The 25,790-nt window shown below is 72.8% G+C and carries 25 protein-coding genes and 1 pseudogene; 15 read left to right on the top strand and 11 right to left on the bottom strand.

The window, feature by feature from the left end:
• The first annotated feature begins 391 nt into the window (after positions 1-391).
• The 5 genes from nirB (at position 392) to E2C04_RS16235 (ending at position 6,300) form a co-directional block, all read left to right on the top strand.
• Positions 392-2,959 carry a nitrite reductase large subunit NirB gene (nirB, locus tag E2C04_RS16255; RefSeq protein ID WP_135833398.1) on the top strand — a complete coding sequence of 856 codons (2,568 nt, stop codon included), beginning with the start codon at positions 392-394 and terminating at the stop codon, positions 2,957-2,959.
• Positions 2,956-3,348, top strand: a complete 393-nt coding sequence (gene nirD / locus E2C04_RS16250) for a nitrite reductase small subunit NirD (protein WP_229721412.1) — start codon at positions 2,956-2,958, stop codon at positions 3,346-3,348. The genes nirB and nirD overlap by 4 nt, the downstream gene beginning before the upstream one ends.
• 56 nt (positions 3,349-3,404) lie before the next feature.
• Positions 3,405-4,535 carry a uroporphyrinogen-III synthase gene (locus tag E2C04_RS16245; protein WP_135833397.1) on the top strand — a complete coding sequence of 377 codons (1,131 nt, stop codon included), beginning with the start codon at positions 3,405-3,407 and terminating at the stop codon, positions 4,533-4,535.
• Complete coding sequence (locus tag E2C04_RS16240) at positions 4,535-5,230, top strand: sirohydrochlorin chelatase (RefSeq protein ID WP_135833396.1); 696 nt, start codon at positions 4,535-4,537, stop codon at positions 5,228-5,230. Before E2C04_RS16245 ends, E2C04_RS16240 begins: the two co-directional genes overlap by 1 nt.
• Positions 5,231-5,343: 113 nt before the next feature.
• Positions 5,344-6,300: a hypothetical protein gene (locus E2C04_RS16235; RefSeq protein WP_135833395.1), complete on the top strand. Its 957-nt coding sequence runs from the start codon at positions 5,344-5,346 to the stop codon at positions 6,298-6,300.
• Between the two features lie 85 nt (positions 6,301-6,385).
• On the opposite strand, the gene E2C04_RS16230 is transcribed toward E2C04_RS16235, so the two are convergent.
• From E2C04_RS16230 to E2C04_RS16200, 8 genes are all read right to left on the bottom strand, one after another.
• Positions 6,386-7,477: a solute symporter family protein gene (locus E2C04_RS16230; protein ID WP_477529292.1), complete on the bottom strand. Its 1,092-nt coding sequence runs from the start codon at positions 7,475-7,477 to the stop codon at positions 6,386-6,388.
• Positions 7,477-7,980, bottom strand: coding sequence for a solute symporter family protein (locus E2C04_RS22430; RefSeq protein WP_477529291.1), 504 nt, complete (start codon positions 7,978-7,980; stop codon positions 7,477-7,479). The genes E2C04_RS16230 and E2C04_RS22430 overlap by 1 nt, the downstream gene beginning before the upstream one ends.
• A 1-nt stretch (position 7,981) precedes the next feature.
• Positions 7,982-8,350 carry a DUF485 domain-containing protein gene (locus E2C04_RS16225; protein WP_135833394.1) on the bottom strand — a complete coding sequence of 123 codons (369 nt, stop codon included), beginning with the start codon at positions 8,348-8,350 and terminating at the stop codon, positions 7,982-7,984.
• A 241-nt stretch (positions 8,351-8,591) separates the two neighbouring features.
• Positions 8,592-10,034: a sodium/solute symporter gene (locus E2C04_RS16220; protein ID WP_238694344.1), complete on the bottom strand. Its 1,443-nt coding sequence runs from the start codon at positions 10,032-10,034 to the stop codon at positions 8,592-8,594.
• Positions 10,031-10,435, bottom strand: a complete 405-nt coding sequence (locus E2C04_RS16215) for a hypothetical protein (protein WP_135833393.1) — start codon at positions 10,433-10,435, stop codon at positions 10,031-10,033. The genes E2C04_RS16220 and E2C04_RS16215 overlap by 4 nt, the downstream gene beginning before the upstream one ends.
• Positions 10,432-11,181, bottom strand: coding sequence for a LytR/AlgR family response regulator transcription factor (locus E2C04_RS16210; RefSeq protein ID WP_135833392.1), 750 nt, complete (start codon positions 11,179-11,181; stop codon positions 10,432-10,434). Before E2C04_RS16210 ends, E2C04_RS16215 begins: the two co-directional genes overlap by 4 nt.
• Positions 11,178-12,299 carry a sensor histidine kinase gene (locus E2C04_RS16205; RefSeq protein WP_135833391.1) on the bottom strand — a complete coding sequence of 374 codons (1,122 nt, stop codon included), beginning with the start codon at positions 12,297-12,299 and terminating at the stop codon, positions 11,178-11,180. The genes E2C04_RS16210 and E2C04_RS16205 overlap by 4 nt, the downstream gene beginning before the upstream one ends.
• A gap of 30 nt (positions 12,300-12,329) precedes the next feature.
• Positions 12,330-13,334 carry a class I SAM-dependent methyltransferase gene (locus tag E2C04_RS16200; protein WP_158630732.1) on the bottom strand — a complete coding sequence of 335 codons (1,005 nt, stop codon included), beginning with the start codon at positions 13,332-13,334 and terminating at the stop codon, positions 12,330-12,332.
• A gap of 28 nt (positions 13,335-13,362) precedes the next feature.
• Between E2C04_RS16200 and E2C04_RS16195 the strand changes: the two genes are divergently transcribed.
• Entirely contained in the window at positions 13,363-14,109 is a 747-nt protein-coding gene (locus E2C04_RS16195) for a Fic family protein (protein ID WP_135833389.1), read from the top strand.
• A gap of 375 nt (positions 14,110-14,484) precedes the next feature.
• Here E2C04_RS16195 and E2C04_RS16190 read toward each other — a convergent pair.
• Positions 14,485-15,280, bottom strand: a pseudogene (locus tag E2C04_RS16190) (HAD family hydrolase).
• A gap of 216 nt (positions 15,281-15,496) precedes the next feature.
• Between E2C04_RS16190 and ssd the strand changes: the two are divergent.
• The 7 genes from ssd to E2C04_RS16155 all read left to right on the top strand — a co-directional run bounded on the left by ssd (position 15,497) and on the right by E2C04_RS16155 (position 20,082).
• The gene (gene ssd / locus E2C04_RS16185; protein ID WP_158630731.1) at positions 15,497-16,564 is read left to right on the top strand and encodes a septum site-determining protein Ssd; all 1,068 of its coding nucleotides are present in this window, start codon (positions 15,497-15,499) and stop codon (positions 16,562-16,564) included.
• On the top strand, positions 16,561-17,709 hold the full coding sequence (locus tag E2C04_RS16180; protein ID WP_229721414.1) for a TadA family conjugal transfer-associated ATPase: 1,149 nt from the start codon (positions 16,561-16,563) through the stop codon (positions 17,707-17,709). Before ssd ends, E2C04_RS16180 begins: the two co-directional genes overlap by 4 nt.
• Positions 17,706-18,356: a type II secretion system F family protein gene (locus tag E2C04_RS16175; protein WP_158630730.1), complete on the top strand. Its 651-nt coding sequence runs from the start codon at positions 17,706-17,708 to the stop codon at positions 18,354-18,356. Before E2C04_RS16180 ends, E2C04_RS16175 begins: the two co-directional genes overlap by 4 nt.
• Positions 18,353-19,066: a type II secretion system F family protein gene (locus E2C04_RS16170; RefSeq protein WP_135833386.1), complete on the top strand. Its 714-nt coding sequence runs from the start codon at positions 18,353-18,355 to the stop codon at positions 19,064-19,066. The genes E2C04_RS16175 and E2C04_RS16170 overlap by 4 nt, the downstream gene beginning before the upstream one ends.
• Positions 19,067-19,202: 136 nt before the next feature.
• Positions 19,203-19,379, top strand: a complete 177-nt coding sequence (locus E2C04_RS16165) for a DUF4244 domain-containing protein (protein ID WP_135833385.1) — start codon at positions 19,203-19,205, stop codon at positions 19,377-19,379.
• Entirely contained in the window at positions 19,376-19,735 is a 360-nt protein-coding gene (locus E2C04_RS16160; RefSeq protein WP_135833384.1) for a TadE family type IV pilus minor pilin, read from the top strand. Before E2C04_RS16165 ends, E2C04_RS16160 begins: the two co-directional genes overlap by 4 nt.
• The gene (locus E2C04_RS16155; RefSeq protein WP_135833383.1) at positions 19,732-20,082 is read left to right on the top strand and encodes an Rv3654c family TadE-like protein; all 351 of its coding nucleotides are present in this window, start codon (positions 19,732-19,734) and stop codon (positions 20,080-20,082) included. Before E2C04_RS16160 ends, E2C04_RS16155 begins: the two co-directional genes overlap by 4 nt.
• Positions 20,083-20,104: 22 nt before the next feature.
• On the opposite strand, the gene E2C04_RS16150 is transcribed toward E2C04_RS16155, so the two are convergent.
• Together E2C04_RS16150 and E2C04_RS16145 are read right to left on the bottom strand one after the other, a co-directional pair.
• Complete coding sequence (locus tag E2C04_RS16150) at positions 20,105-20,407, bottom strand: hypothetical protein (protein WP_135833382.1); 303 nt, start codon at positions 20,405-20,407, stop codon at positions 20,105-20,107.
• A 10-nt stretch (positions 20,408-20,417) separates the two neighbouring features.
• Positions 20,418-22,745 (bottom strand): DEAD/DEAH box helicase, encoded by a 2,328-nt coding sequence (locus tag E2C04_RS16145; RefSeq protein WP_229721415.1) that lies wholly within the window; start codon positions 22,743-22,745, stop codon positions 20,418-20,420.
• A gap of 127 nt (positions 22,746-22,872) precedes the next feature.
• Between E2C04_RS16145 and E2C04_RS16140 the strand changes: the two genes are divergently transcribed.
• Complete coding sequence (locus E2C04_RS16140; protein ID WP_135833380.1) at positions 22,873-23,208, top strand: STAS domain-containing protein; 336 nt, start codon at positions 22,873-22,875, stop codon at positions 23,206-23,208.
• A gap of 210 nt (positions 23,209-23,418) precedes the next feature.
• Positions 23,419-25,734 carry a sodium-translocating pyrophosphatase gene (locus E2C04_RS16135; RefSeq protein WP_135833379.1) on the top strand — a complete coding sequence of 772 codons (2,316 nt, stop codon included), beginning with the start codon at positions 23,419-23,421 and terminating at the stop codon, positions 25,732-25,734.
• Positions 25,735-25,790: the final 56 nt, after the last annotated feature.

Raw genomic sequence — 25,790 nt, 5'->3', positions numbered from 1 at the left:
CGCTCAGGTGGGTCACCGCAACGCAGGAGTTTCCTTCCGGGGCGAGCGTGAGGCGGTCTCCACCTGCCGGGACCACGACTCAGAAGGAAGCTCGCGCACTCAACTGACCGTCCGACGCTCAAGCGGCGCACCGCAGCGCAGGAGTTTCCTTCCGGGGCGAGGGCGAGGGCGAGCGCGAGGCGAGCCGCGACGAAAAGGCGGTGCCAAGCGCTCAGGAGCCGCTTCCCGAAGGCGTCCAGGGCAGTTGGCACCGCCTTCTCGTGCCGCACCCACGCCTGCACGGCTTGAGCTGAGAGGTTGTGAGGTGAATGTGCGCGAAGCGAAACAGAAGGTCACCTCGGTGACAACATCCGCTCCCTAGCGTCCTTCCCAAGCAAGGGAAGGAAGAGCCATGACGCACCTGCGCAAGCACCTCGTGGTCGTCGGCCACGGCATGGTCGGTCACCGATTCGTCCAGGCCGCGATCGAGCGGGGCCTCACCGAGACCCACGACATCACCGTGATCGGTGAGGAGCGGCTGCCCGCCTACGACCGGGTCGCGCTCACCTCCTTCTTCGAGGTCGGCGCCGACGCGCTCAGCCTGCTGCCGGAGGGTTCCTACGACGACCCCCGCGTACGCCTGCTCACCGGCATCGAGGTCACCGATCTCGACACGACCGCCCGCAGCGTGACTCTGGCAGGCGGCGAGGTGCTGGCGTACGACGTGTGCGTGCTCGCCACGGGCGCCGCACCGTTCGTGCCGCCGGTGCCCGGCCACGACCTGCCGGGTTGCTTTGTCTACCGCACGATCGACGACCTGGAGGCGATCCGCGAGGCGGCCGCCACCGCGAAGGTCGGCGCCGTGATCGGCGGTGGACTGCTCGGGCTGGAGGCCGCCAACGCGCTGGCCCAGCTCGGTCTGGAGACCCACGTCGTCGAGATGGCGCCGCGCCTGATGGCGGTCCAGGTCGACGACGCCGGTGGCGCGATGCTGCGCCGCCACATCGAGAAGCTCGGGCTCACCATCCACGCCGGCGCCATGACCAAGGGGGTCGTCGAGGCCGACGGCCGCGCCGCCGGACTCACCCTGGCCGACCGCGACGAGCCGGTGCCGGCCGAGGTCGTCGTCTTCTCCGCCGGCATCCGCCCCCGCGACGCGCTGGCCCGCACCGCCGGCCTGGAGGTCGCCGAGCGCGGCGGCGTCCTGGTCGACGAGCAGTGTCGAACCTCCGACCCGCACGTCTACGCGATCGGGGAGTGCGCCGCCCCCGCCGGCAAGATGTACGGCCTGGTCGCACCGGGCTACGCGATGGCCGAGGTCGTCGCCGACGCCCTGCTCGCCGGGCCCGGCACCTTCACCGGCGCCGACATGTCCACCAAGCTCAAGCTGATGGGCGTCGACGTCGCCTCCTTCGGTGACGCCTTCGCGACCACCCCCGACAGCCTCGAGCTCACCTACTCCGACGCCGTCACCGGCGTCTACAAGAAGCTCGTCATCTCCGACGACGGCACCCGGCTGCTGGGCGGCATCCTGGTCGGCGACGCGTCGGCGTACGGGATCCTCCGCCCGATGGCGGCCTCGGGCCTGCCGCTCCCCGCCAACCCGGAGGAGCTGATCCTCCCGGCCAGCAGCGGCAGCAGCGTCGACGTCGGCCTCCCCGACGAAGCGGTCATCTGCTCCTGCAACAACGTCACCAAGGCCGAGATCACCGACCGCGTCGCCCGCGACGACGACCCGTGCGCCGACGCCGCCTGCGTCACCGCCTGCTCCAAGGCCGGCGCCACCTGCGGCTCCTGCAAGCCGCTGGTCAAGAAGATCGTCGAGGACTGGTTCACCTCGGTCGGGCGGACCGTCGACACCTCGATGTGCGAGCACTTCGCGATGACCCGCGCCGAGCTCTACGACTTGGTCGCGGTGCACGGCCACACCCGCTTCGACGACGTGGTCGCCGCCCACGGCCGCGGCCGCGGCTGCGAGATCTGCAAGCCCGCGATCGCCTCGATCCTGGCCAGCCTGCTCAACCACCACGTGCTCGACGACGACGCCTTCGCGCTCCAGGACACCAACGACCGCTACCTGGCCAACATCCAGAAGAACGGCTCCTACTCGGTCGTCCCGCGCATCCCCGGCGGCGAGGTCACCCCCGAGGGGCTGATCGTGATCGGTGAGGTGGCCCGCGACTACGGGCTCTACACGAAGATCACCGGCGGCCAGCGGATCGACCTCTTCGGCGCCCGCATGGAGGACCTTCCGGCGATCTGGACGCGGCTGGTCGACGCCGGCTTCGAGTCCGGCCACGCCTACGGCAAGTCGCTGCGCACGGTGAAGTCGTGCGTCGGCTCGACCTGGTGCCGCTTCGGCGTCCAGGACTCCACGTCGATGGCGATCGCGTTGGAGCTGCGCTACCGCGGCCTGCGCTCGCCGCACAAGCTCAAGGGCGGCGTCTCCGGCTGCGCCCGCGAGTGCGCGGAGGCCCGCGGCAAGGACTTCGGCGTGATCGCCACCGAGAAGGGCTGGAACCTGTACGTCGGGGGCAACGGCGGCGCCGTGCCCGCCCACGCGCAGCTGCTGGCCAGCGACCTCGATGACGAGACGCTGGTCCGCTACGTCGATCGCTTCCTCATGTACTACATCCGCACCGCCGACCGCCTGCAGCGCACCTCCACCTGGGTCGACTCGCTCGACGGCGGGCTGGAGCGGGTGCGCGAGGTCGTCGTCGACGACGTGCTCAGCCTCGGCAGCGAGCTGGAGGCGGCGATGGCGCGGCACGTAGGGACGTACTTCGACGAGTGGAGGGCGACGCTGGAGGACCCGGCCAAGCTGGCCCGCTTCACCTCCTTCGTCAACGCCCCCGACGTGCCCGACCCGCACATCACCTTCGACACCCAGCGCGACCAGATCGTGCCGGCCACCTCGACCGGCCCGGTGCTGGTGGCGGCCTCGATCCCCGTCGGCGCCCCTGTGGGCGGTGCCCGATGAGCAGCCCGCAGGTGGGGGCCGTGGCCGCGGACGTCACTGGCGAGATGGTCGCGGTCTGCCGGGTCGAGCAGGTGCCCGTCGAGGGTGGCGTGGCGGCCCTGGTCGGCGGGAGGGCGATCGCGATCTTCCGGACATTCGACGGAAACGTGCACGCAACCTCCAACTACGACCCTTGGTCGCACGCCTCGGTGATGTCGCGGGGGATCGTCGGCTCACGGGGCGACGTGCCCTACGTGGCCTCCCCGATGCACAAGCAGGCCTTCGACCTCCGCTCCGGCACCTGTCTCGACGACGAGACGGTGCGGCTGGCCGTGCACGACGTCCGCGTCGTCGACGGCGTGGTGTGGGTGGGGGAGGAGGTCACCGCCGGGCAGGGAGGCTGCGTGTGACGCCACTGGGGACACTGATGGGATCGGTCAGACCAGCGCCGAGAGATCATGGGGACATGGTCTCCCCCGACGCTGATGGTCACCCCCCGCTGCACGGCTTCCGGATCGGGGTGACCGCGGCCCGCAAGGTCGAGGAGCAGATCCAGCTCTTCACCCGCCGCGGGGCCGAGGTCGTGTGGGGTCCGGCGCTCTCGCTCGAGCCCCACCTGGTCGATGCCGACACCTTGCGGGCGGCCACCGAGCGCGTGCTCGCAGAGCCCGTCGACATCTTCCTAGCCACCACCGGCGTCGGGATGAAGGGCTGGTTCACCGCCACCCAGGAGTGGGGCCTGTACGACGCCCTGGTCGCCGCGCTCGGCGAGGCCGAGATCCTGGCGCGTGGCCCCAAGAGCATGGGCGTGCTGCGACGTCACGGCCTGCGTGAGCTCTGGTCGCCCGACTCGGAGTGCTTCGACGACGTGCTCGCCCACCTGCGCGGGCGCGACCTCAGCGGCAGGCGGATCGTCGTGCAGGAGCACGGCCAGGACCTCTCGATGGTCGCCCACGCGCTGCGCCGCCAGGGGGCTCGCGTCGAGACGGTCGCGATCTACCGGGTCGAGCGTGCCGAGGACCCGGCCCGCCTCTTCGCGCTGATCGACCAGATCGCCGACTGCTCGCTCGACGCCGTCACCTTCACCGCCGCCCCGGCCGTGGCCGCGCTGATGGAGGCCGCCGCCTCGGTCGGGCGCCGTGACGACGTGGTCTCCGCCTTCCAGTCCGACGTGCTCGCCTGCTGCGTCGGCCCGGTCGCCGCGGCCGCCTTCGAGCGCCACGGCGTGCCGACGGTCTACCCCGAGCGCTCCCGCCTCGGGGCGATGGTCCGGCTGCTCGAGACCGAGCTGCCGCTGCGTCGCCAGGGGCTGTCGATCTCGCTGGCCACCGGGTCGACGTTGCTGCTGCACGGTGACGCGGTGCTGCTCGACGGCGTGGAGGTGCACCTGTCGGGCTCGCCGCTGGCCGTGCTCAACGCCCTGGTCACCAACCCCGGCCAGGTGGTCTCGCGCGCCGACCTGCTGGCCCACCTGCCGAGCGGCGGCGCCGGCTCCGAGCACGCCGTCGAGATGGCGGTCGCCCGCCTGCGTTCGGCCCTGGGCACCCGCGCGGTGCAGACCGTGATCAAGCGTGGCTACCGGCTGGCGGTGGAGTGATGGACCAGCCCGACAGTCCCAGCACCCACCAGCTGGTGACGGTGGCCCACGGCACCCGGCACGCCCCCGGCAACGAGGTCGCGCGTGAGCTCACCGCCCTGGCCGGCGACCTGATGGGCGTGCCCGCGACCACCGCCTACGTGGAGCTGTGCGAGCCGCTGCTGACCGACGTCATGGAGGCCGCCACCGAGCCGTCGGTCGTGGTCCCGCTGCTGCTGTCGACCGGCTTCCACATGTCCACCGACATCCCCAACGCCGTCGACCGCGCGAGTGTCCCGGTGGCCCTGGCGCCGGCCCTGGGCCCCGACCCGATGCTGGCTCGCGTGCAGGTCGTGCGACTGCTGCTGGCCGGCGCCCGTCCCGGCCAGGACGTCGTGATGGTGGCTGCCGGCTCCCGCGACCGCGCCGCCGTCGCCGACCTCGAGCAGGCCCGTGACCACCTCGCCGCGGCGTGGGCGGGCAGCGTACGTGTGGCGGCGTTGGCGGGTCCGCTGCCGCGACCCGTCGACGTCGTACGCCCGGGCGACGCGGTGTCGCCCTACCTGCTGGCCGAGGGGTTCTTCGCCGGGCGGGTGCGCGACGAGTGCTACGCCGCCGGGGTGGTGGCCCCCGTCCTGGGGCCGCACCCGTTGATCGCGGAGCTCGTTGCCGAGCGGGCGCGGGCTGCGGTGGGTGGCGCCGCGCCTGTCTCCTGAACCGCCAACCAACCCGTGATCGGTGAAACCAGAACGACGGTTGGCGGCGGCGGATCGGGGGGTACCTGCCGTGAGGGCGGGGACGGACCCCGCCGCTACGAAGGGGGAACGACATGCGCATCTCGGGCGCAGGCACCACCCGGCTCCTGGCCACCGCAGTGGCCACGGGGATCGGCATCACGCTGCTGACCGGCTCACCCGGCCAGGCAGGCACGACGGTCAGGGCTGACGAGGCCGACAGGGCCACGACGGCCAGGGCTGCCACCACGGTCTACTCGACCGGCTTCGACAGCCTCGAGGGCTGGACCACCGTCAAGGCCTTCCGGGTGGGGCCGGAGGGCAAGTCGAAGGCGATCTACCGCGCCTTCAACGTCAGGGCTGACGGCGCGCTCAGCATCACCACGCGCCGCCACTGCACCAAGAAGGGCCAGAAGCCGTCGCTGAAGAACGCCAGCGTCAAGCCCTGCGGCAAGAACCGCCAGACCAAGTACAGCTCCGGCCGCGTCGAGAAGGACCTGCCCGTCGCGGCCGGCTCCAACTACGAGATGGAGTTCAGCGCGATCATGCCGAAGGGCTCCGCCAAGGGCACCCGCCCGGCGCTGTGGGCCAACAACGCCCCCGCGGGCGGCGCCTACTGCACCAACGGCAAGCAGAAGATCGTCGAGTTCGACCCGCTGGAGTGGTGGAGCTCCAAGCCGAGGAAGGCCTCGCACACCACCCACATCGGCTGTGACCCCAAGGACAAGAAGCGCACCGCGCGCCAGATGACGAAGTCTCCGATGGAGCCCGGTGTCTGGTACCAGTGGAAGGTCCGTCGCGTCGGCAACAGGGTCACCTACTGGCGTACGCCCGGTGGCGGCGCCCCGGTGAAGGTCGCCACGCACACCTGCGGCAAGGGCAAGTTCAAGCACATCGGCAAGAAGCGCTGCAAGAACCTGCTCGGCAGCGCCGCCTGGAAGATCATCATCAACGGCGAGGTCTTCGCGCGGGCGCACCTCAAGCCCAACAACTCCAAGCGCTTCCCGACCCAGACGTTCGTCGTCGACTGGTTCGAGCTGCGCCAGCTCTGAGCGAGCCGCGGCACACGCTGCAGCACACGCGACGGCCCGTCGCACCCCCTGCGGTGCGACGGGCCGTCGTCGTACGAGGTGTGCGTCAGTGCTTGAGGGCACCCTCCGCGCCCGCGCCGGTCAGGGCACGGACCTCGAGCTCGGTGTAGCGCTCGGCCGCCGCCGGCTCCTTCGAGGTGACGGAGCCGATGAAGCCGAGGATGAAGCCCATCGGGATGGAGACGATGCCGGGGTTCTGCAGCGGGAACCAGGCGAAGTCGACATCGGTGAGCAGCGAGGTCTCCGAGCCCGACATGACCGGCGAGAAGATCACCAGGCCGACGGCCGAGATCAGGCCGCCGTAGATGCTCCAGACGGCGCCGCGGGTGTTGAAGCCGCGCCAGAAGAGGTTCATCAGGATCGCCGGCAGGTTGGCCGAGGCCGCCACCGCGAAGGCGAGGGCCACCAGGAAGGCGATGTTGAGGCTCTGGGCCGGGATGGCCAGCAGGATGGCCACCAGTCCGATCACGCCCGCGGCGATGCGGGAGACCTTCATCTCCTCCTTCTCGGTCGCCTCACCGTTGCGGAAGATCGGGTTCCACACGTCGTGGGCCACCGACATCGACGACGTGAGCGTGAGCCCGGCGACCACCGCGAGGATCGTCGCGAAGGCCACCGCCGCGATCAGCGCCAGCATCACCGCGCCGCTCGTGGAGCCGATACCGCCACCGACCTCCTCGGCCAGCTTCGGCGCGGCCAGGTTGCCGGCCACGTCGTAGTCGCTCTTCTGCAGCAGGGCCGCGGCACCGAAGCCGAGGACCAGCGTGAAGAGGTAGAAGGTGCCGATCAGGCCGATCGCCCACAGCACCGACTTGCGGGCGGCCTGCGACGTCGGGGTGGTGTAGAAGCGGATCAGGATGTGCGGCAGGCCGGCGGTGCCGAGCACCAGCGCGATGCCGAGGGAGATGAAGTCGATCTTGCTGGTCAGGTCGGCGCCGTAGCGCAGGCCCGGCTCCAGGAACGCCTGGCCCGCACCGGAGTTGTCGGCAGCCGAGCCGAGCAGGTCGGAGATGTTGAAGTCGAACTGGATGAGCACGAGCACCACGACGAGCGCGGAGCCGACCATCAGCAGGACGGCCTTGATCATCTGGACGTAGGTCGTGCCCTTCATGCCTCCGACGGTCACGTAGAAGACCATCAACGCACCGACGATGAAGATCGTGAGGTTCTTGACCGCGCGGAGTCGATGCCGAGCAGCAGCGCCACCAGGGCGCCCGCGCCGACCATCTGGGCGAGCAGGTAGAAGATCGACACGACGACCGTGGAGGTGGCTGCCGCGGTGCGGACCGGGCGCTGGCGCATCCGGTACGCGAGCTGGTCGGCCATCGTGTAGCGGCCGGAGTTGCGCAGCACCTCGGCGACGAGCAGCAGCGCCACCAGCCAGGCGACCAGGAAGCCGATCGAGTAGAGGAAGCCGTCGTAGCCGTAGAGCGCGATGGCTCCGGTGATGCCCAGGAACGACGCGGCCGACATGTAGTCGCCGCCGATCGCCAGGCCGTTCTGGAAGCCGGAGAAGCCGCGGCCACCGGCGTAGTAGTCGTCCGTGCCGGAGGTCTGCCGGCTGGCGCGCAGCGTCACGACGATCGTGAGCAGCACGACCAGCAGGAAGAGGCCGGAGGTGAGGATCTGGTTGCCGTCCATGTCAGGCCTCGTGCTTTCCGTGGGGCGTGCGACCGGCGCGGTCGGCGTCGTACTCCTCGGCGAGCTGGGTGGCCAGCGGGTCGAGGTAGGTGTTGGAGTAGCGGCTGTAGAGCCACGCGATCCCGAAGGTGCTGACGAACTGCAGCAGCCCGAAGACCAGGGCGACGTTGACGTTGCCGAAGAGGACGTGGTTCATGAAGTCGGAGGCGAACATCGACATCACGACGTAGAGCGCGTACCACCCGAGGAAGACGACGGTGGCCGGGATGATGAAGCGGCGGTAGAGGTGACGCAGCTGGGCGAACTCGTCCTTCGCCGCCAGGTGGTCGTAGATGGGATCGTGCCTCTCGGCCTGGTCGTGTGGACTCACTGGACCCTCCCGGGTGTTGGCCGCACGTCGGCGGTGGATGTGACTCCGATCACCGTGGCGCAGGTCACAGCTCCGCGTCACCACCCGGGTGGCAGCGGCGCGGCCAGCGGAAACGCTCGGTCGCCCAACGGTCGCCGCAGCCCGACGAACGGTCAGCCCCGGTCGAGGCGTACGTCCTCCGGCGTGTGCAGCCTGACCAGGAAGCGGCGCGCGGTGGCCGACGGCCCGCCACCGAAGCGGCTCACCAGCACCATCGTGGCGAAGGCTGCCGGCACGCTCCAGGCCGCCGGGCTGCCGAGCAGGACCGACCACCAGGTGTCGCTCGGGGCGACGACCAGCGTCCACGCCACCGCGGAGCCGGAGCCCAGGCCGCCGACCGCCAGTCCGGCGAGCGCCCCGCGCGCGGTGAGCCCCGGCCACAGATGCCGAGCACCAGCAGCGGGCAGAAGGTGGAGGCGGCGACCGCGAAGGCGAGCCCCACCATGCGGGCCACGGAGACCTCGACGCCGGTCAGTGCGACCAGCGCCGGCGCCAGCACCGCGAGCACGGCGCCGACGCGGAAGGCGGCGACGCCGCTGAGCCGCGTACGCCCGAACGTGCGGCTGGTGACGTCCTGGCCCAGCACCCCGGCCACCGCGATGGTGAGGCCCGAGGCGGTGGAGAGGAAGGCCGCGAACGCACCGGCGGCCAGCAGCCCGGTCAGCACCTCGCCGCCCCAGCCGGGCAGCATCGCGCGGGGCAGCTCGAGCAGGAGGGAGTCGGTCTGCAGCGGTGTGGAGAGCCGGTCGGCGTAGACCCGGCCGAGTCCTCCGTAGATGGGCGGCAGCACGTAGAAGGCAGCCAGCAGGCCCAGCACGACCAGGGTCGTACGACGGGCGCCGCGGCCGTCGGGGTTGGTGTAGAAGCGGACCACCACGTGCGGCAGCCCCATCGTGCCGAGGAAGGTCGCGATGATCACCGAGTAGGTGACGTAGAGGCCCTGGGCGCCGACGCCGATCGGTCGGGACCACTCCACGTCGCCGGCGGTGCTGCCGGCGATCGGCCCGATGTCCGCGGGGTTGACCGCGCCGTCGCCGACCCACACGACCAGCAGGACGGCGGCGGGCACGAGCAGCGCCGTCAGCTTGAGCCAGTACTGGAAGGCCTGGACGAAGGTGATCGAGCGCATGCCCCCGCCGGCGACGTTGGCGACCACGACCAGGGCGACCACCGCGGTGCCCACCCAGGCGGGGGCGCCGACCGCGGCCCGCAGGATCAGGCCCGCGCCGTGGAACTGCGGCAGCAGGTAGAGCCAGCCGATCGCCACCACCAGCACCGAGCAGACCGCCCGGACCTGCGTCGACTCCAGCCGCGCCTCGGCGAAGTCGGGCAGCGTGTAGGCCCCCGAGCGGCGCAGCGGGGCGGCGACCAGGACGAGCAGGACGAGGTAGCCGGCGGTCCAGCCGACCGGGTACCAGAGCATGTCGGCGCCGAAGACGAGGACCAGCCCCGCCACCCCCAGGAACGAGGCGGCGGAGAGGTACTCGCCGCCGATCGCGGAGGCGTTCAGCGCCGGGCGCACGGTGCGGGAGGCCACCATGAAGTCGCTGGTGGTCCGGGAGAAGCGCAGCCCCCAGGTGCCGATGCCCAGCGTGGCCAGCACGACCGCGACGACGCCGACCAGGGCGGCCCACGACTCGATCACCGCAACGCCTGGCGGTCGTCGTCGTCGGGGCGGTCGTGCTCGACCAGGGCGGCGAAGGCGCGCTCGTTGGCCTCGGCGCGGCGTACGTAGAACCAGCCCAGCCCGATCAGCAGCGGGTGCACCAGCACCCACAGCAGCAGGTAGGCCAGCGGGATGCCGAGCAGGCGCACGTCGGCCAGGGCGGGCAGCAGCCGGAAGACCAGCGGCAGCGAGCCCAGGGTCACCGCCAGCACGCTCAGCACCCGCACCGCGAGCCGGCGCTGCTCACCGACCAGGCTGCCGACCAGGATCGCGCCGATCCGGGTGCCCTCGTCGATGTCGCCCGCGCCGGGGCGGCGGGTGTGCGACGCGCGCCGAGGGGGCCCGGTGACCCGGACCCGCTCGGGCGGGGTGGAGCTCACGGCTGGGCGCGCCTCTTCAGGAGCATCTCCCGCAGGGCCCGGGTGTGCCGGCGGCTCACGGTCAGCTCGGCGCCGTCGACGACCACGGTGCAGCGGCCCTGGTCCATCCGGACCTCGTCGATGTGGGCCAGGGCGACCAGCAGGGAGCGGTGGATCCGGACGAAGCCGGCGTCGCCCCACTCGGCCTCCAGCTGCGAGAGCGGCGCGCGGAGCAGGTGCGAGACGGGGCCGACGTGCAGGCGTACGTAGTCACCCTGCGCCTCGACGTGGGTGATGTCGCGCCGGTTGACGAAGCGGGTCACGCCCCCGAGCTCGACGGCGATCTGCTCGTCGCTGGTCGCCGGGGCAGGCGCGGCGCCCTCGACGACGCGGCGTACGGCCTCGGCCAGCCGGTCCTCGCGCACCGGCTTGAGGACGTAGTCGACGGCGGCGAGCTCGAAGGCCTCCACCGCGTGCTGCTCGTGGGCGGTCACGAAGACGATCGGCGGCGGGGTGCGGAAGCGGGCCAGCACCTGCGCCATCTCCAGGCCGGTCAGGCCCGGCATCGAGATGTCCAGGAAGACCGCGTCGACCTCGGTCTCGCGCAGCAGCCGCAGCGCCTCGGTCGCGGAGTCGCAGGTCAGCACCCCGCCCACCCGTGCGTCGCGGGAGAGCAGGTAGGCGAGCTCGTCGAGCGCCGGGCGCTCGTCGTCGACCACGAGCACCCGCAGGCCGCTGGGCGGCACGGGCTGACGGCTGGGGTTCATGAGTGCACTCCCGGAGCGAACTTGGGCACCCGCACCACGACCTTGGTGCCGGCGCCGGGGGCGGTCTCGACGACGAGACCGTACTCGTCACCGAAGGCATTGCGAAGTCGGGCGTCCACGTTGCCCAGCCCCACCGAGTCGAGCGACGCGTCGCCGGCCAGGGCGCGTCGGACCCGCTCGGGATCCTCGCCGACACCGTTGTCCTCGACCTCGATGATGCACTCGTGGCCGAGGTCCTTGGCGGTGATCGACAGGTGGCCGGTGCCCTCGACGGCCTCCAGCCCGTGGCGCACCGCGTTCTCCGCGAGCGGCTGGATGCACAGGAAGGGCACCGTCACCGCCAGCACCTCGGGCGCGACCCGCAGCGTGACCTGGAGCCGGTCGCCGAAGCGGGCCTGCTCCAGCATCAGGTAGCGCTCGATGGAGTGCAGCTCCTCGGCCAGCGTCGTGAACTCGCCGTGGCTGCGGAAGGAGTAGCGGGTGAAGTCGGCGAACTCGAGCAGCAGCTCACGGGCCCGGTCGGGGTCAGTACGCACGAAGCTCGCGATCGCGCCCAGGGAGTTGTAGATGAAGTGGGGGCTGATCTGGGCCCGCAGGGCCCGGACCTCGGCCTCCATGGCGCGACGCCGCTCGGCGTCGAGCTCGGCCAGCTCGAGCTGGCCGCTGACCCACTGGGCCACCTCGTGCACGGCGAGCAGCAGGCCGGCGCTCGGCTCCGGCGCCATCGCGAGCAGCACGCCGACGGTGCGGTCCTCGACGGTGAGCGGGGTGGCGAAGGCGTGGCGCACCGGGCAGCCGGGGTTGTTGCACTCCAGCCCGGTGGGGTCGGTGGCGCCGGTGCCGCCCTCCTCGACGGTGCGGACGATCAGGTCGGCGACCTGCGGGCCGTGGTGGCCGCCGAGCCCGTCCCACACCAGCAGCCCGGCGGTGTCCGCCAGCGCCACCGCCGGCGTACCGAGCAGGGCGCGCAGGTGCTTCACGGCGCGTTGGGCGCTGTCCTGCGTCAGCCCCTCGCGCAGCGCGGGGGAGGCCTGCGAGATCGTGTGGAGGGTCTGGAAGGTGGCGCGGTCCGCCTCGGTGCCCAGCGGAGGGCGTCGAGGGAGGCGGATCCAGCTCATGCCTACGAACCTATAGGTGAGCGCCGTCGCTCAGGTGAAGTCGATGAGCAGCATGTCCGTGTCGGTGCCGTCGGAGGTGAAGAGGTCGGCGTCGAAGCGGAACTTCGGGGGTGCCTCCTTGGCCTCGCCCTGCGCCTCACCCTGCGCGTCGCCCTCTCGCGCGTCGGCCTGCGCGTCGGTCGCCGCGGCTGTGACGGCCACCCCGGCGACGCTCGCGACCGGCCCCGCGCCCGAGGTGATCCGCAACGCGTCGGTGCCGTCGTCGAAGAGACCGGGCTGGTGCACCACCTGGGTGCGCACCGCGTGCACGCGGTAAGGCAGCTGCATGCCGTCCATGCCGCGGCCGTAGTCGGCGTAGAAGGCCTGGACCTCCTCGACCGCGCGGGCCCGCGCCTCCGGCGAGAGCGCCGCGACCCAGGAACGCGACAGCACGAGGTCGGAGACCGTCTCGCGGTCGATGTCCTGCCAGATGGTGTACGTCTGCTCCTCGACGAAGCTGAAGAGGGGGGAGTGCAGCAGGCGCTCGGTGATCGTGGTGGTGCGCGGCTCGTTGTCACGCGCGCCGACGGGCCCCTCGAGGAAGGCGCCGAGGCGGCGCACCCACGGGATGCGCGTGTCACGCTCGTGCCAGACCACGCTGAGGTGGCCGCCGGTCTTCAGGGCCTTCGCGATGACGGGGAGCGTGCAGTCGAGGTCGAACGAGGTGAAGGCGGTCGAGCAGACGACCGCGTCGACCGACCGGTGGCGCAGCTCGAGCTCCTCGACGGTGCCCTCGGTGACCGGGACCGAGGGGAGCCGCGTACGCAGCACCTCGAGCATGGAGGCGTCGCGGTCGACCGCGTGCACGGCGTGGCCGGCGGCGACCAGCTGCTCGGTCAGCTTGCCGATGCCGGCACCGATCTCGAGCACGGTCTTGCCGTGGCCGGGCACGACCCAGTCGACGCACTCGCGCGGGTAGCCGGGGCGACCGTGGACATGGGCGGCGGCCACGCTGCGTGCGCCGCGCGGCTCCTCCGGGGGTCGTTCGCTCGCCATCGTCACAAGGCTACTAGCGTGGGGCGACGTGAGCACCGATCCCCTCGCCTGGCTGGCGGAACTCGAGGGCGTGGCCTCCGCGTACGCCGCCACGCGCGACGGCATTGACGTCATGCTGCGCGACCGCGGACTGCGCCAGACCGACCCGGCGACGACCGCCGAGGCGCTCGCGCTGGGTGCGCACGCCTCCGCCGTGCTGGAGGGGTCGACCGCGACGATCGAGGAGATCGCCGAGGGTCGGGGCGACGAGATCGCCCAGGACGCCCTGCGGCTCTCGGCCTCCGTGCTCTCGCTGACCCCGCAGCTCAAGCAGTCGCCGCTCCAGGTCTTCGCCCGCCTGCACGCGGTGGCTGCCTCCACCGCCCTGCCCGCCGAGGCGCTCGGTCGCCCGCGCGACGCGGAGTCGGCGAAGCGGCTCCAGGGCCTGGCCGAGGTCGTGCTCTCGTCGAGCCAGGTGCCGGCGCTGCTGCTGGCCGCCGTGGTCCACGCCGACATCGCCACCGCCGCGCCCTTCGCCTCCCACAACGGGATCGTGGCCCGGGCCGCCGAGCGGCTGGTGCTGGTCGCGCGCGGCGTCGACCCGAAGGCGCTGATGGTGCCGGAGGCCGGTCACCTGGCGTTGCGCGAGCAGTACGAGTCCAACCTGCGGGGCTACGCGACGGGCAGCCAGCGCGGCGTCCACGCGTGGGCGCTCTACGCCGCCGAGGCGTACGCGAAGGGCATGGAGCTGAGCCCGCTGCGGCCGGTGAAGAGGCCACGCCGCGAGCGCGGCTGACGGTGGAGCGCGAACGCGGCTGAGGGTGGAGCGTGAGCGCGGCTGACTGGCCGAGCATGCGAGCGGCACCCGCTCGTCGAGGACCGGATGCCGCCGCTGACACGTGGGTGCGGGATATCAAGCGTGCTGTCTCATGTTGTGACCTGCGGAAGTCCGCCTGGTCAGCGCCCTTTCGAAGGGATGGTCGCCGCGTGGGTACCCGACTCACGTGCTGCTCTGGAGTTGTTGCTGTCCTGTCTACCTCGATCCTGCGGGACCTTCAAGGGTTGACTTGTCCGCCCTCCGGTGGCGCAATACGCGCGCCCGTGGAAGGGCGTACGAGGGTGGGTCGAGGGCGTCCTGAGGGCCGGGTCGGACGCTGTGTCGGACGCCGTGTCAGACGCCGCGCGGACGCTTGCGCGAGTTGGCCCAGACGTAGCCGCCGAAGGCCACCGCACCGCCCACCGCGAGCGCTGCCAGCGTGGGTCGGGAGACCTTCGCGCGGCTGCTCAGGCCCACCGGGCGGCTGAAGACCAGGACCGGCCACTCGTGCTGCTCGGCGACCTTCTTCAGCTCCTTGTCGGGGTTGACCGCGAAGGGGTGGCCGACCACCTCGAGCATCGGCACGTCGGTCACCGAGTCGCTGTAGGCGTAGCACTCGGCCAGGTCGTAGCCCGCCTCCTCGGCGAGGTCGCGGATCGCCCGCGCCTTCTCCTCGGCGTAGACGTAGCGGGTGATCTCGCCGGTGTACTTGCCCTCGGGGGATCTCCAGCTCGGTGGCCACCACGCCGTCGGCGCCGAGCAGCTGGCCGATCGGCTCGACGACGTCGAGGCCGGAGGCGGAGACGATGATGACGTCGCGGCCCTCCGCCTTGTGCTCCTCGATCAGGCAGACCGCCTCGTCGTAGACCAGCGGGTCGACCACGTTGTGCAGGGTGTCGGCGACGATCTCGCGGACCGTGGCGACGTCCCAGCCGGTGACCAGGCCGGAGAGGAACTCGCGCAGCTTGTCCATCTGGTCGTGGTCGGCGCCGCGACCGCGAAGACAAACTGGGCGTAGGCCGACCGCAGCATGGCGCGCTTGGTGATCAGCCCGCCATCGGCGAAGTGGCGGCTGAACGCAAGGGTGCTCGACGCGGCGATGATCGTCTTGTCGAGATCGAAGAAGGCCGCTGCGGGGCGGTGCATGGATTCATCGTAGGCACGCGACGGTCCCCGACGGGGCACAGTTGAACGGCTCGTACGTGAATGTGGCGTGCGCCACAACCGGGCGGGCAGGGCCGTGGGGTCTCCACAGTTGGCTCGCACCGGGACCCTCCACAGGCCTGCGCCCAGCCGCCAGCGGCCGGCCTCGGAGCGCGTCAGGCTCGCCGGCATGAGGTTGAGGGAGAGGTCCGGGGAGCCGGGGGTGACGGCTCCGTACGCCGACGTGATGGTGGTCTCGCAGGACGCGGCCGTCGTCGACGAGGTGCAGCGGTGCGCCGCGGGGGCGGGGCGTGGTGTCGAGGTGCTCGGCGTCGTCGAGGCGTCGGCGCGCTGGCCCAGCGCCCGGGTGGTGCTGGTCGGCGACGACGTCCTCGGGGCGGTGCTGGCCGCTGGTCCGCGGCGCCGCCCCGACGTGCACCTGCTGTGCCGGGGCGCACCGACCACCGGTCACTTCCGGGCCGGCGTCAGCCTGGGCGCGGAGAGCGTCACCGCGCTCGACGGGGCGCGGGAGTGGCTGACCGGGCTGCTGCAGGAGCGAGCCGCGGGGCCGCCGGGACGGGTGGTCGCCCTGCTCCCCGGGTCGGGCGGGGCGGGCGCCACCACCGCTGCGGCGGCCCTGGCCCAGGTGGCGGCGCGGCGTGGGCTGCGTGTGGTGGCGCTCGACTGTGACCCGTGGGGCCCGGGGCTGGACCGCACCGTGGGGGTCGACGAGAGGAGCGGGCTCGGGTGGCGCGAGATCGCCGCCTCGCCCGGGCGGATCGCGGCCGCCTCGTTGGCGGCCGCCGTCCCTCGGCACGAGGGGATCGGGCTGGTCGTCGGGGCCTCCGACGCGCTGGCGCCGGCGGTCGTGCGCGACGTCGTGGAGGCCGCGCGGCTCGGCCACGACCTGGTGGTGGTGGACCTGCCGCGCGGGCAGGTGGCGCTGGCCCGTGAGGTGCTCGCCCGGTGCGACCGCGCCCTGCTGGTGGTGCGGCCGTCGGTGGCGGGCCTGGCGGCTGCCACCCGTCAGGTCTCCGAGCTGGGAGGTGGCCTCGACGTGGTGGTGCGGCGGGGTGGCGAGGGCGCTGCTGGTGTGGGTGACGAGGCGGTACGCAGCGCCACCGGCGCCCGGCTCGTCGCCCGGCTGCCCTTCCGGCGGGGTCTCGACGAGTCGGTCGACCTGGGGCTGGGGCCGGTCCGTTCCCGGCGCGGCGGCTGGGCGCGGGCGGTCGACAGGCTCCTGGACGACGTGCTGCACGGCGACCTCACCGGCCCGGAGGTGGCCCGGTGAGCGTGGAGATGGCCGACGCGGTCCGCGACGACCTGGTTCGCCACGGCGGAGAGCTCACCCCGCACCGGATCGCCCTGGCACTGCAGCGCCTCGGCCTGCCGGTCAGTGCGACCGCCGTCAGCGACGTGCACGAACACGTGCTGCGCACGGCCCACGGCCTGGGCCCCCTCGCACCGCTGGTGGCCGACCCCACCGTCACCGACGTGCTGGTCAACGGACCCGGCCCGGTCTGGGTGGACCGTGGACAGGGGGTCGAGGTCACGGACGTGGTCCTGGCCTCGGAGGACGAGGTCCGACGCATCGCGCAACGACTCGCCGCGCGAGGCGGGCGGCGACTCGACGACGCATCGCCGTTCTGCGACGTACGGCTGCCGGAGGGGGCGCGGTTCCACGCGGTGCTGGCGCCGCTCGCGCACCCCGGCACGGCCGTCTCGCTGCGCATCCCGCGGGCCCGCAACTTCACCCTCGACGAGCTGGTCGACGCCGGGATGGTGACCCAGCCGGGCGCGCGGCTGCTGCGCGACGTGGTCGCCGGACGGCTCGCCCACCTCGTCAGCGGCGGGACCGGCAGCGGCAAGACCACCCTGCTCACCACGCTGCTGGGCCTGGTGCCGCCGAGCGAGCGGGTCGTGGTCGTGGAGGACTCGGCCGAGCTGCGGCCCGACCACCCGATGGTCGTGGGGCTGGAGGCGCGCCCGGCCAACACCGAGGGCAGCGGTGAGGTGTCGCTGCGTACGTTGGTGCGCCAGGCCCTGCGGATGCGCCCCGACCGGGTGGTGGTCGGCGAGGTGCGTGGCGCCGAGGTGGTCGACCTGCTGGCGGCGATGAACACCGGACACGAGGGCGGGTGCGGCACGCTGCACGCCAACTCCGCCGAGCAGGTGCCGGCGCGCATCGAGGCGCTGGCGGCTCCCGCGGGCATCGACCGCGTTGCGGCCGCCGCCCAGTTCGTCGCCGCCGTCGACGTGCTGCTCCACGTGAGCCGTGGCGCCGACGGCCGCCGCCGGTTGGCGCAGGTGGCGGTGCCACGGCTGGGTGAGCGCGGAGCGGAGGCGGTGTGGGCGTTGGAGTTCGGCCGGGACGGGCGGGTCAAGGAGGGGCCGGGCGCAGCCTTGCTGGCCGACCGGTTGGAGGGGCGGCGGTGACCTGGTCGACGGCGCTGGCGGCAGTGGCGCTGGCGTGTGCGGTCCTGCTGTCGTGGCCCGTACGCCTGGTGCCCGGCGGGACGCTGCCCACGCTCCGCTGGCCGCGTCCTCGGCGGGCGCGGGCGGAGCGGCGGGCCCGGTCGGCCCGGGCGGGCGAAGCCTGCAGCGTGCTGGCCGAGGAGCTGCGCGGCGGGCGCGACCCCGGCTCCGCCCTGCGCTGGGCGGGGGAGGTCTGCCCGGAGCTGGGGCCGGTGGTGCAGGCGTACGACCTCGGTGCCGACGTGCCCGCCGCGCTCCGTCGCACCGGGGTGGCGCCGCTGGCCCGGGTGGCGGGCGCGTGGCAGGTGGCCCACCGCAGCGGGCAGGGACTGGCCGATGCGCTCGAGGCGGTGGCCGACGAGCTGCGGCTCGAGGCCGCGACCCGCCGGGTCGTCACCGCCGAGCTGGCCTCCGCCCGTGCCACCGCGCGGATGCTCGTCGGGCTGCCGGTGCTCGCCCTGGTCGTGGTGACGTGGAGCGGCGCCGAGCCGTGGCGGTTCTTCCTCGGGGTGGGCGGCGCGCTGTGCGGGCTGGCCGGTCTCGTGCTGATGGCGGCAGGGCTGGCCTGGATCGAGCGGATCGCCGACGCGGTCGAGGCGCGGGCGTGAGTGCGCTGGTCGCGGCGCTGGGCTGGGCCGGCGCGCTGCTGCTCAGTGGTCGCCCTCGACCGGCGCGCCGCCGGACTGCGCGTGAGGGACGGGGTGGGCCGTCGTCGCGGCTCGCGCAGGTCGTGCTCTGCCTGGCGGCCGGCGCGGTGGCCGGCCTGGCGTTCGCCGGGCCGCGGCCGGGCGCGCTGGTGTGGACCGTGGTGGTGGCGATGGCGTGCGGGTGGCTGCTGCGGCGCGGGCCGGCGCTGCTGGCGGCGCGCGCGGAGCGGGAGGTGGCACGCGACCTGCCGCACCTGGTCCTGCTGCTGGGGGCGGGGCTGCGGGCAGGCGCCTCCCCGGCTGCTGCGCTCACGGCGGCCTGCGAGGCGAGCCCGGGGCCTGTCTCCGAGCGGTTGGCCCCGGTCACCGCCCGGCTCGTGTGGGGCACGGACCCCGCCGAGGTCTGGGACGACCTGGCCCACGACCCCGTGCTCGGCCCGCTGGGTCGGCGGTTGGCGCGCTCCCACCGCACCGGCGCGGCCGTCTCTGACGCGGTGGCCGAGCTGGCGCGCGACCTGGCGGCGCGACGGCGTACGGAGGTCGAGGACCTGGCGCGCACCGTCGGCGTGCGGGCCGCCCTGCCGTTGGGACTGTGCCTGCTGCCCGCCTTCCTGCTGCTGGGGATCGTGCCGGTCGTGGCGGGGCTGGTGAGCAGCCTCTCCTTCGGCTGAGCAGGTCATGACGGCCGCCGTTTCTGCACATGCCTGACGGCGCGGACGGGCGGTGGATGAGCGGACGCAGCGGCACCCGACGGCCGCGAGGGTGGAACCACGGCCGAACGAGCGGCCGCCGACCAAGGAGGTAACGATGGCAGGACAGCACGGCCGCAGCGAGGCAGGCATCACCACGGCGGAGTACGCGGTCGGCACGGCCGCAGGAGCTGGCTTCGCCGGCCTCCTCTTCGCGATGCTGACCGGTGGCTTCGGCGACCAGCTGCTCAACACGCTCTTCGACCACGTCCTCTCGCTGCTGGGCCTGGGATGAGGCGCGACGAGCGTGGCGCGGTCACCGCCGAGATCGCCCTGGGGCTGCCGCTGCTCGGGGCGCTGACCGTGGGCCTGGTGTGGCTCCTGGCGGCCGGCGCGGCCCAGGTGCGGGCAGTCGACGCAGCGCGCGAGACCGCCCGTGCCCTGGCCCGGGGTGACGCGGCGGCCGACGCGGTCGAGGTGGGGGAGCGCATCGCCCCCGCCTCGGCCCGCGTGGCGGTGGTGAGCGGCCAGGGCGACCACGTCCGGGTCCGCGTCACCGCCAGGGTCCGCGGGCCGGGCGGGCTCTTCGCCTCGTTGCCGGCCGTGCCGGTCGACGCCGAGGCGGTGGCGCTGCTGGAGAGCGCGCCGTGACGGGGCGATCGAGGACGGAGCGCGGGGCCGGGACGATCTTGGTCGTCACCACCGCCACGGTGCTGCTGACCATGGCGATCGTGATGGCGGCCTGCGTCGGCCTGCTGCACGCCCACCGCCGCGCCCAGGCGGCCGCCGACCTGGCGGCGCTGGCCGGTGCTGCAGCCCTGCAGCAGGGGGCCGACGGCTGCGGTCAGGCCGACGAGGTGGCGGCGCTCAACGGCGCCAGCCTCGTACGCTGCCGCGTCACCGACCGGCGGGTGCGGGTGGTCGCCGGCGTACGCGGTCCGGCCTGGGGCGGGTTCGACGACGAGCTGCTGGGTGAGGCCGAGGCAGGTCCCTCGTGAGGTCGGGTGAAGTGACGTGGCCTCAGCGGTGGCGGCTGCCGGTCTCCGGACCCGCGTCCCGGTCTGGCCGGTCGTCCCGGTCGGGCCGGTCGCCGCGACGCAGCAGCTCCTTGCGCTCCTTGCGGCCGGCGATGCTGCGCCGGGTGCCCCACTTGAGGATCCCGAAGCCCCAGATCAGGCAGACGCCGGAGACCAGTCCGATCGCGAAGATCGTCAGCGCGCTGAGCTCCATGCCGAGCAGCTCGGCCGAGCCCTCGGAGACGAAGAGTGCGGAGAGCAGGGCGATCAGGCCCACCAGCATGAGGACCAACCCGAGAGCCACCATGCGTTCGACGCTACTGCTCGGGCGGCGCCCCGGCCAGCAGCACGTCGAGCAGGCGCAGCGCGCCGGCCTTGTCGAGCGGGTTGTTCTGGTTGCCGCACTTGGGCGACTGGATGCAGGAGGGGCAGCCCTCGAAGCACTCGCAGGCCGCGATGGTGTCGCGGGTGGCAGTGAGCCACCGGTGGGCCGCGTGGAAGCCACGCTCGGAGAAGCCGGCGCCACCGGGGTGGCCGTCGTGGACGAAGACGGTCAGCACGCCGGTGTCGGGGTGGCGCGCCGTGGAGACGCCGCCGATGTCCCAGCGGTCGCAGGTGGCGAAGAGCGGCAGCAACCCGATCGAGCAGTGCTCGGCGGCGTGCGCGGCCCCAGGCAGGTCGACCGCGTCGAGGCCGGCGGCGTCGAGCGCGTGGTCGGGCACGGTCCACCACACCGACGTCGTACGCAGCGTGCGCGGCGGCAGGTCGAGCGGGTGCTCGGCGACCACCTCGCCGGAGGGCTGCCGACGTACGAGGTAGGAGACGACCTGGCTGGTGACGTCGACGTCCCCGAAGTGCAGCGTGCAGTCACCCCACGGCACCCGCTCACGGGTCGCGGCGATGGTGATGTCGGTGGTCTCGCGGGCGGAGGTCGAGAAGTCGACGTCGCGCCGGGTGATCACGGCCAGGTGGTCGTCGAGGTCGAGGCTCTCCACGAGCCAGGTCTCGCCACGGTGCACGTAGACGGCGCCGGGGTGGGCGGTGCTGTGGACGGACGCGGCGTCGACGGTGCCGACCACCCGTCCACTCTCGGCCTCCATCAGCGAGAAGGCGGCACCGCCGGTGGAGCGGATGTCGGTGTGGTCGCTGGGGCGCGAGGAGTCGGTCCAGAACCAGCCCCGTGGGCGCTTGCGCAGCAGCCCTGCCGCCACCAGGCCGTCGACCACCACGCGGGCCTGCGGCCCGAAGAGGTCGAGGTCGGCCTCGGTCAGGGGGATCTCGTGGGCGGCGGCGCACAGCTGCGGCGCCAGGACGTACTGGTTGTCCGGGTCGAAGGCCGTCGCCTCTACGGGGGCGCCGAGCAGCGCCTCGGGGTGGGCGACCAGGTAGGTGTCGAGCGGGTCGTCGCGGGCCACGAGCACGGCCATCGCGTCCTGCCCGTCACGCCCGGCCCGGCCCACCTGCTGCCACAGCGCGGCGCGGGTGCCGGGGAAGCCGGCGATCAGGACCGCGTCCAGCCCGCTGATGTCGATCCCGAGCTCGAGGGCGTTGGTCGCCGCCAGGCCGGTCAGGCGCCCGGCGCGCAACGACTCCTCCAGGTCGCGGCGCTCCTCGGGCAGGTAGCCACCCCGGTAGGAGGCCACCCGGTCGGGCAGCGACGCGTCCACGTCGGCGAGCAGCTCTCGGGCGCGGACGGCGACCTGCTCGGCGCCGCGGCGCGAGCGTACGAAGGCCAGCGTGGCGACGTCCTCGGTCACGAGGTCGGCCAGCAGGTCCGCGGTCTCCGAGGAGGCAGCCCGGCGCACGGGCGCCCCGTTCTCTCCGATGAAGGAGGTCAGCGGCGGCTCCCAGAGCCCGATGGAGACCCGCCCGCGAGGCGAGTGGTCGGCCGTCAGGGCCAGGTGGTCCAGGCCGGTGAGACGGTGCGCCGCCACCTCCGGCTCGGCGACGGTGGCCGAGCAGAGCACGAAGGTCGGGGAGGCGCCGTACGACGCGGCGACGCGTCGGAGCCGCCGCAGCACCTGGGCGACATGGGCACCGAAGACGCCGCGGTAGTGGTGGCACTCGTCGACGACCACCCACTCCAACTTCGAGAGGAAGCGCGCCCAACGATGGTGCGAGGGCAGGAGCGAGCGGTGCAGCATGTCGGGGTTGGTGAGCAGGTACTCCCCGTGGTCCCGCGCCCAGTCGCGCTGCTCCCGGCTGCTGTCGCCGTCGTGCGTGGTGACGCGTACGCCCGTGCGCAGCGCCGTCAGGCCGGCCAGCTGGTCCTGGGCGAGCGCCTTGGTCGGGGAGAGGTAGAGCGTGGTCGCGCCGCGCTCGTCGCGGGACCCGCGCGCGCCGAGCGTGCCCGACAGCACCGGAACCTGGTAGGCGAGCGACTTGCCCGACGCGGTCCCGGTCGCCAGCACGACGTGCTGTCCGGCGTGCACCGCCTCGGCGGCGAGCACCTGGTGCAGCCACGGCTGGGTGACCCCCCGCGCCTCGAAGGCCCCGCGGACGGCGGGATCGACCCATTCGGGCCACGGTGCGTGGGTCGCCTCACGTGCCGGCAGCTCCTCGAGGTGGCGCAGCCGGTCCTCCCGTCCGGGGACGGCGGCAAGGCGCTCGACGACGTCGGCGATGCGGTGGTCGGTGGGGGTCACGAGTCCAGTCTGTCTGGTGGGTCCGACGACTTCGGCTGGACGTTTGTTAGCCTGCGTGCAGCCACTCGGGTAAGACCCGGGAGGCGGCTCGGCATGGGGCCGGGTGCGAACCGGGAGGAGCGACACCATGGACCTGACGCTGGACGCCCAGGAAAAGGGCGGTCGGACCGTCATTTCCGTCGGGGGTGAGATCGACGTCTACACGGCCCCCAAGCTGCGTGACACGATCACGGACTTCGTGGCGGCAGGCGCCTACGACCTCGTCGTCGACCTGAGCGCCGTGGAGTTCCTCGACTCCACCGGCCTCGGCGTGCTCGTGGGGGGACTCAAGAAGGTCCGCTCCCACGACGGATCGATGTCGCTGGTCTGCGGCCAGGACCGCCTGTTGAAGATCTTCCGGATCACGGGCCTGGCGAAGGTCTTCGAGATCCACCCCGACCAGGAGACCGCACTGGCCCAGTGAGGCCGTGACTGTCCGACCTGACGACGAGCACCCGCGTACCTCGGTACGCGGGTGTTGTCGTTCTCCGGCCCGATGCGGACGCTCTCGACGCCACCGCCACGCATTCACAGGCAGACGTACGAACACGTCTGGAAATTGGGGCTGGCGTGACGCAGGTCACATGTGCGTAGAGTGTCGAGGCATCTGACAGACAGGCACGGAGGGGCGCAGATGACGGTTCTTGCTGGAGCAGTCGACGGACCCACCCCGGAGCTCTCCGGGGGCAACCTCACCCTGGTGGTCGTGGTCCTGGCGATCGCCCTCGCGGCCCTCGCGATGGCCGCGGTCTTCCGGTCGCAGGTGCTCGCGGCCGCCGAGGGCACCGAGCGCATGAAGACGATCGCGCAGGCGGTGCAGGAGGGGGCCAGCGCCTACCTCGCGCGCCAGTTCCGCACGCTGGCCGTCTTCGCCGCGATCGCCTTCTTCGTCCTGCTCGCCCTGCCCGCCGCCGACATGGGTGTGCGGATCGGGCGCTCCGTCTTCTTCCTGCTGGGTGCCGGCTTCTCGGCCGCCATCGGCTACCTCGGCATGTCGCTCGCCGTGCGCGCCAACCTCCGCGTCGCGGCCGCCGCCAACACCCAGGGGCGTGAGCCCGCCATGACCGTCGGCTTCCGCACCGGGGCCTTCGTCGGCATGGCCACCGTCGGCCTGGGCCTGCTGGGCGCCAGCTCGGTCGTGCTGATCTTCCGTGACGAGGCGGCCCACGTGCTCGAGGGCTTCGGCTTCGGCGCCGCGCTGCTCGCGATGTTCATGCGCGTCGGTGGCGGCATCTTCACCAAGGCCGCCGACGTCGGCGCCGACCTGGTCGGCAAGGTCGAGCAGAACATCCCCGAGGACGACCCGCGCAACGCCGCCACCATCGCCGACAACGTCGGTGACAACGTCGGCGACTGCGCCGGCATGGCCGCCGACCTCTTCGAGTCGTACGCCGTCACGCTGGTCGCCGCGCTGATCCTCGGGTCGCAGGCCTTCGGCGACGCCGGCCTGGTCTTCCCGCTGCTCATCCCCGCCGTCGGCGCCCTCACCGCGGTGCTCGGCATCATGCTCACCAAGGCGAAGGCCGGCGAGAACGGCCTCACCACCATCAACCGGGCCTTCTACATCTCCTCGGCCGTCGGTGCGCTCGGCTGCGTGGTCCTCTCCTACGTCTACCTGCCGTCGTCGTTCGCCGCGTTCGACAACGTCACCGGCACCGACATGGCCGACGCCTCGGGCGACCCGCGGCTCATCGCGTCGGCCGCCGTCGTCATCGGCGTGGTCATGGCCGCCGCGATCCTCGGCCTGACCGGCTACTACACCGGCACCGAGCACCGTCCCGTCAAGGACGTCGGGCGCACGTCGCTCACCGGCGCCGCGACCGTGATCCTCTCGGGCCTCAGCGTCGGCTTCGAGTCGGCCGTCTACACGACTCTGGTCATCGGTGCCGCGGTCTTCGGCGGCTTCCTGCTCGGCGGCTCCACGCTGACCCTCTCGCTCTTCGCGGTCGCCCTCGCCGGGTGTGGCCTGCTCACCACCGTCGGCGTGATCGTCGCGATGGACACCTTCGGCCCGGTCTCCGACAACGCCCAGGGCATCGCGGAGATGTCGGGCGACGTCTCCGAGCAGGGCGCGCAGATCCTCACCGAGCTCGACGCCGTCGGCAACACCACGAAGGCGATCACCAAGGGCATCGCGATCGCCACCGCGGTGCTGGCCGCCACGGCGCTCTTCGGGTCGTACGCAACCTCGGTCTTCTCCGCCGTGGCCGACTCCGGGGCGGACGACGTCCTGCTCTTCCGGGTCTTCGACCCGGCCATCCTGGTCGGCGTCCTGCTGGGAGGCGCGGTCGTCTTCCTCTTCTCGGGGCTGGCGATCAACGCGGTGGCCCGTGCGGCAGGCGCGGTCGTCATGGAGGTCCGGCGCCAGTTCCGCGACATCCCGGGGATCATGGAGGGCACCGGCCGTCCGGAGTACGGCAAGGTCGTCGACATCGTCACCCGCGACTCGCTGCGTGAGCTGGTCACCCCCGGCGTCCTCGCCGTGATGGCCCCGATCGCGGTCGGCTTCGGCCTCGGCGTCGAGGCGCTCGCCGGCTTCCTGGCCGGTGCGATCGGCGCCGGCACCCTGATGGCGGTCTTCCTGGCCAACGCCGGCGGCGCCTGGGACAACGCGAAGAAGCTGGTCGAGGACGGCCACCACGGGGGCAAGGGGTCGGAGGCCCACGCGGCCACCGTCATCGGCGACACCGTGGGCGACCCGTTCAAGGACACCGCCGGCCCGGCCATCAACCCGTTGCTCAAGGTGATGAACCTGGTCTCGCTGCTGATCGCCAGCACCATCGTCCAGCTGTCGATGGGCGACGACGAGAACGCGCTGCTCCGCTACGGAATCGCCGCCGTCGCGGTCATCGTGATCGTCGGTGTCGTGGCCGCGTCCAAGAGCCGCGAGAGCGGCCTGGCGACCGACGGCGACCCCACGGCGGAGCCTGCCGGCCAGCACGTGGGGTGAGCGGGCGGCGTACGTCGTCAATCGCGGGACGGCACTACCTCGACCGCGGCGCACCC

It is taken from the genome of Nocardioides daphniae (genome assembly GCF_004777465.1).
GTDB lineage: Bacteria > Actinomycetota > Actinomycetes > Propionibacteriales > Nocardioidaceae > Nocardioides > Nocardioides daphniae.
The sequence above is the reverse complement of the archived record's forward strand: the minus strand, read 5'-3'. Positions and strand labels throughout refer to the sequence as shown.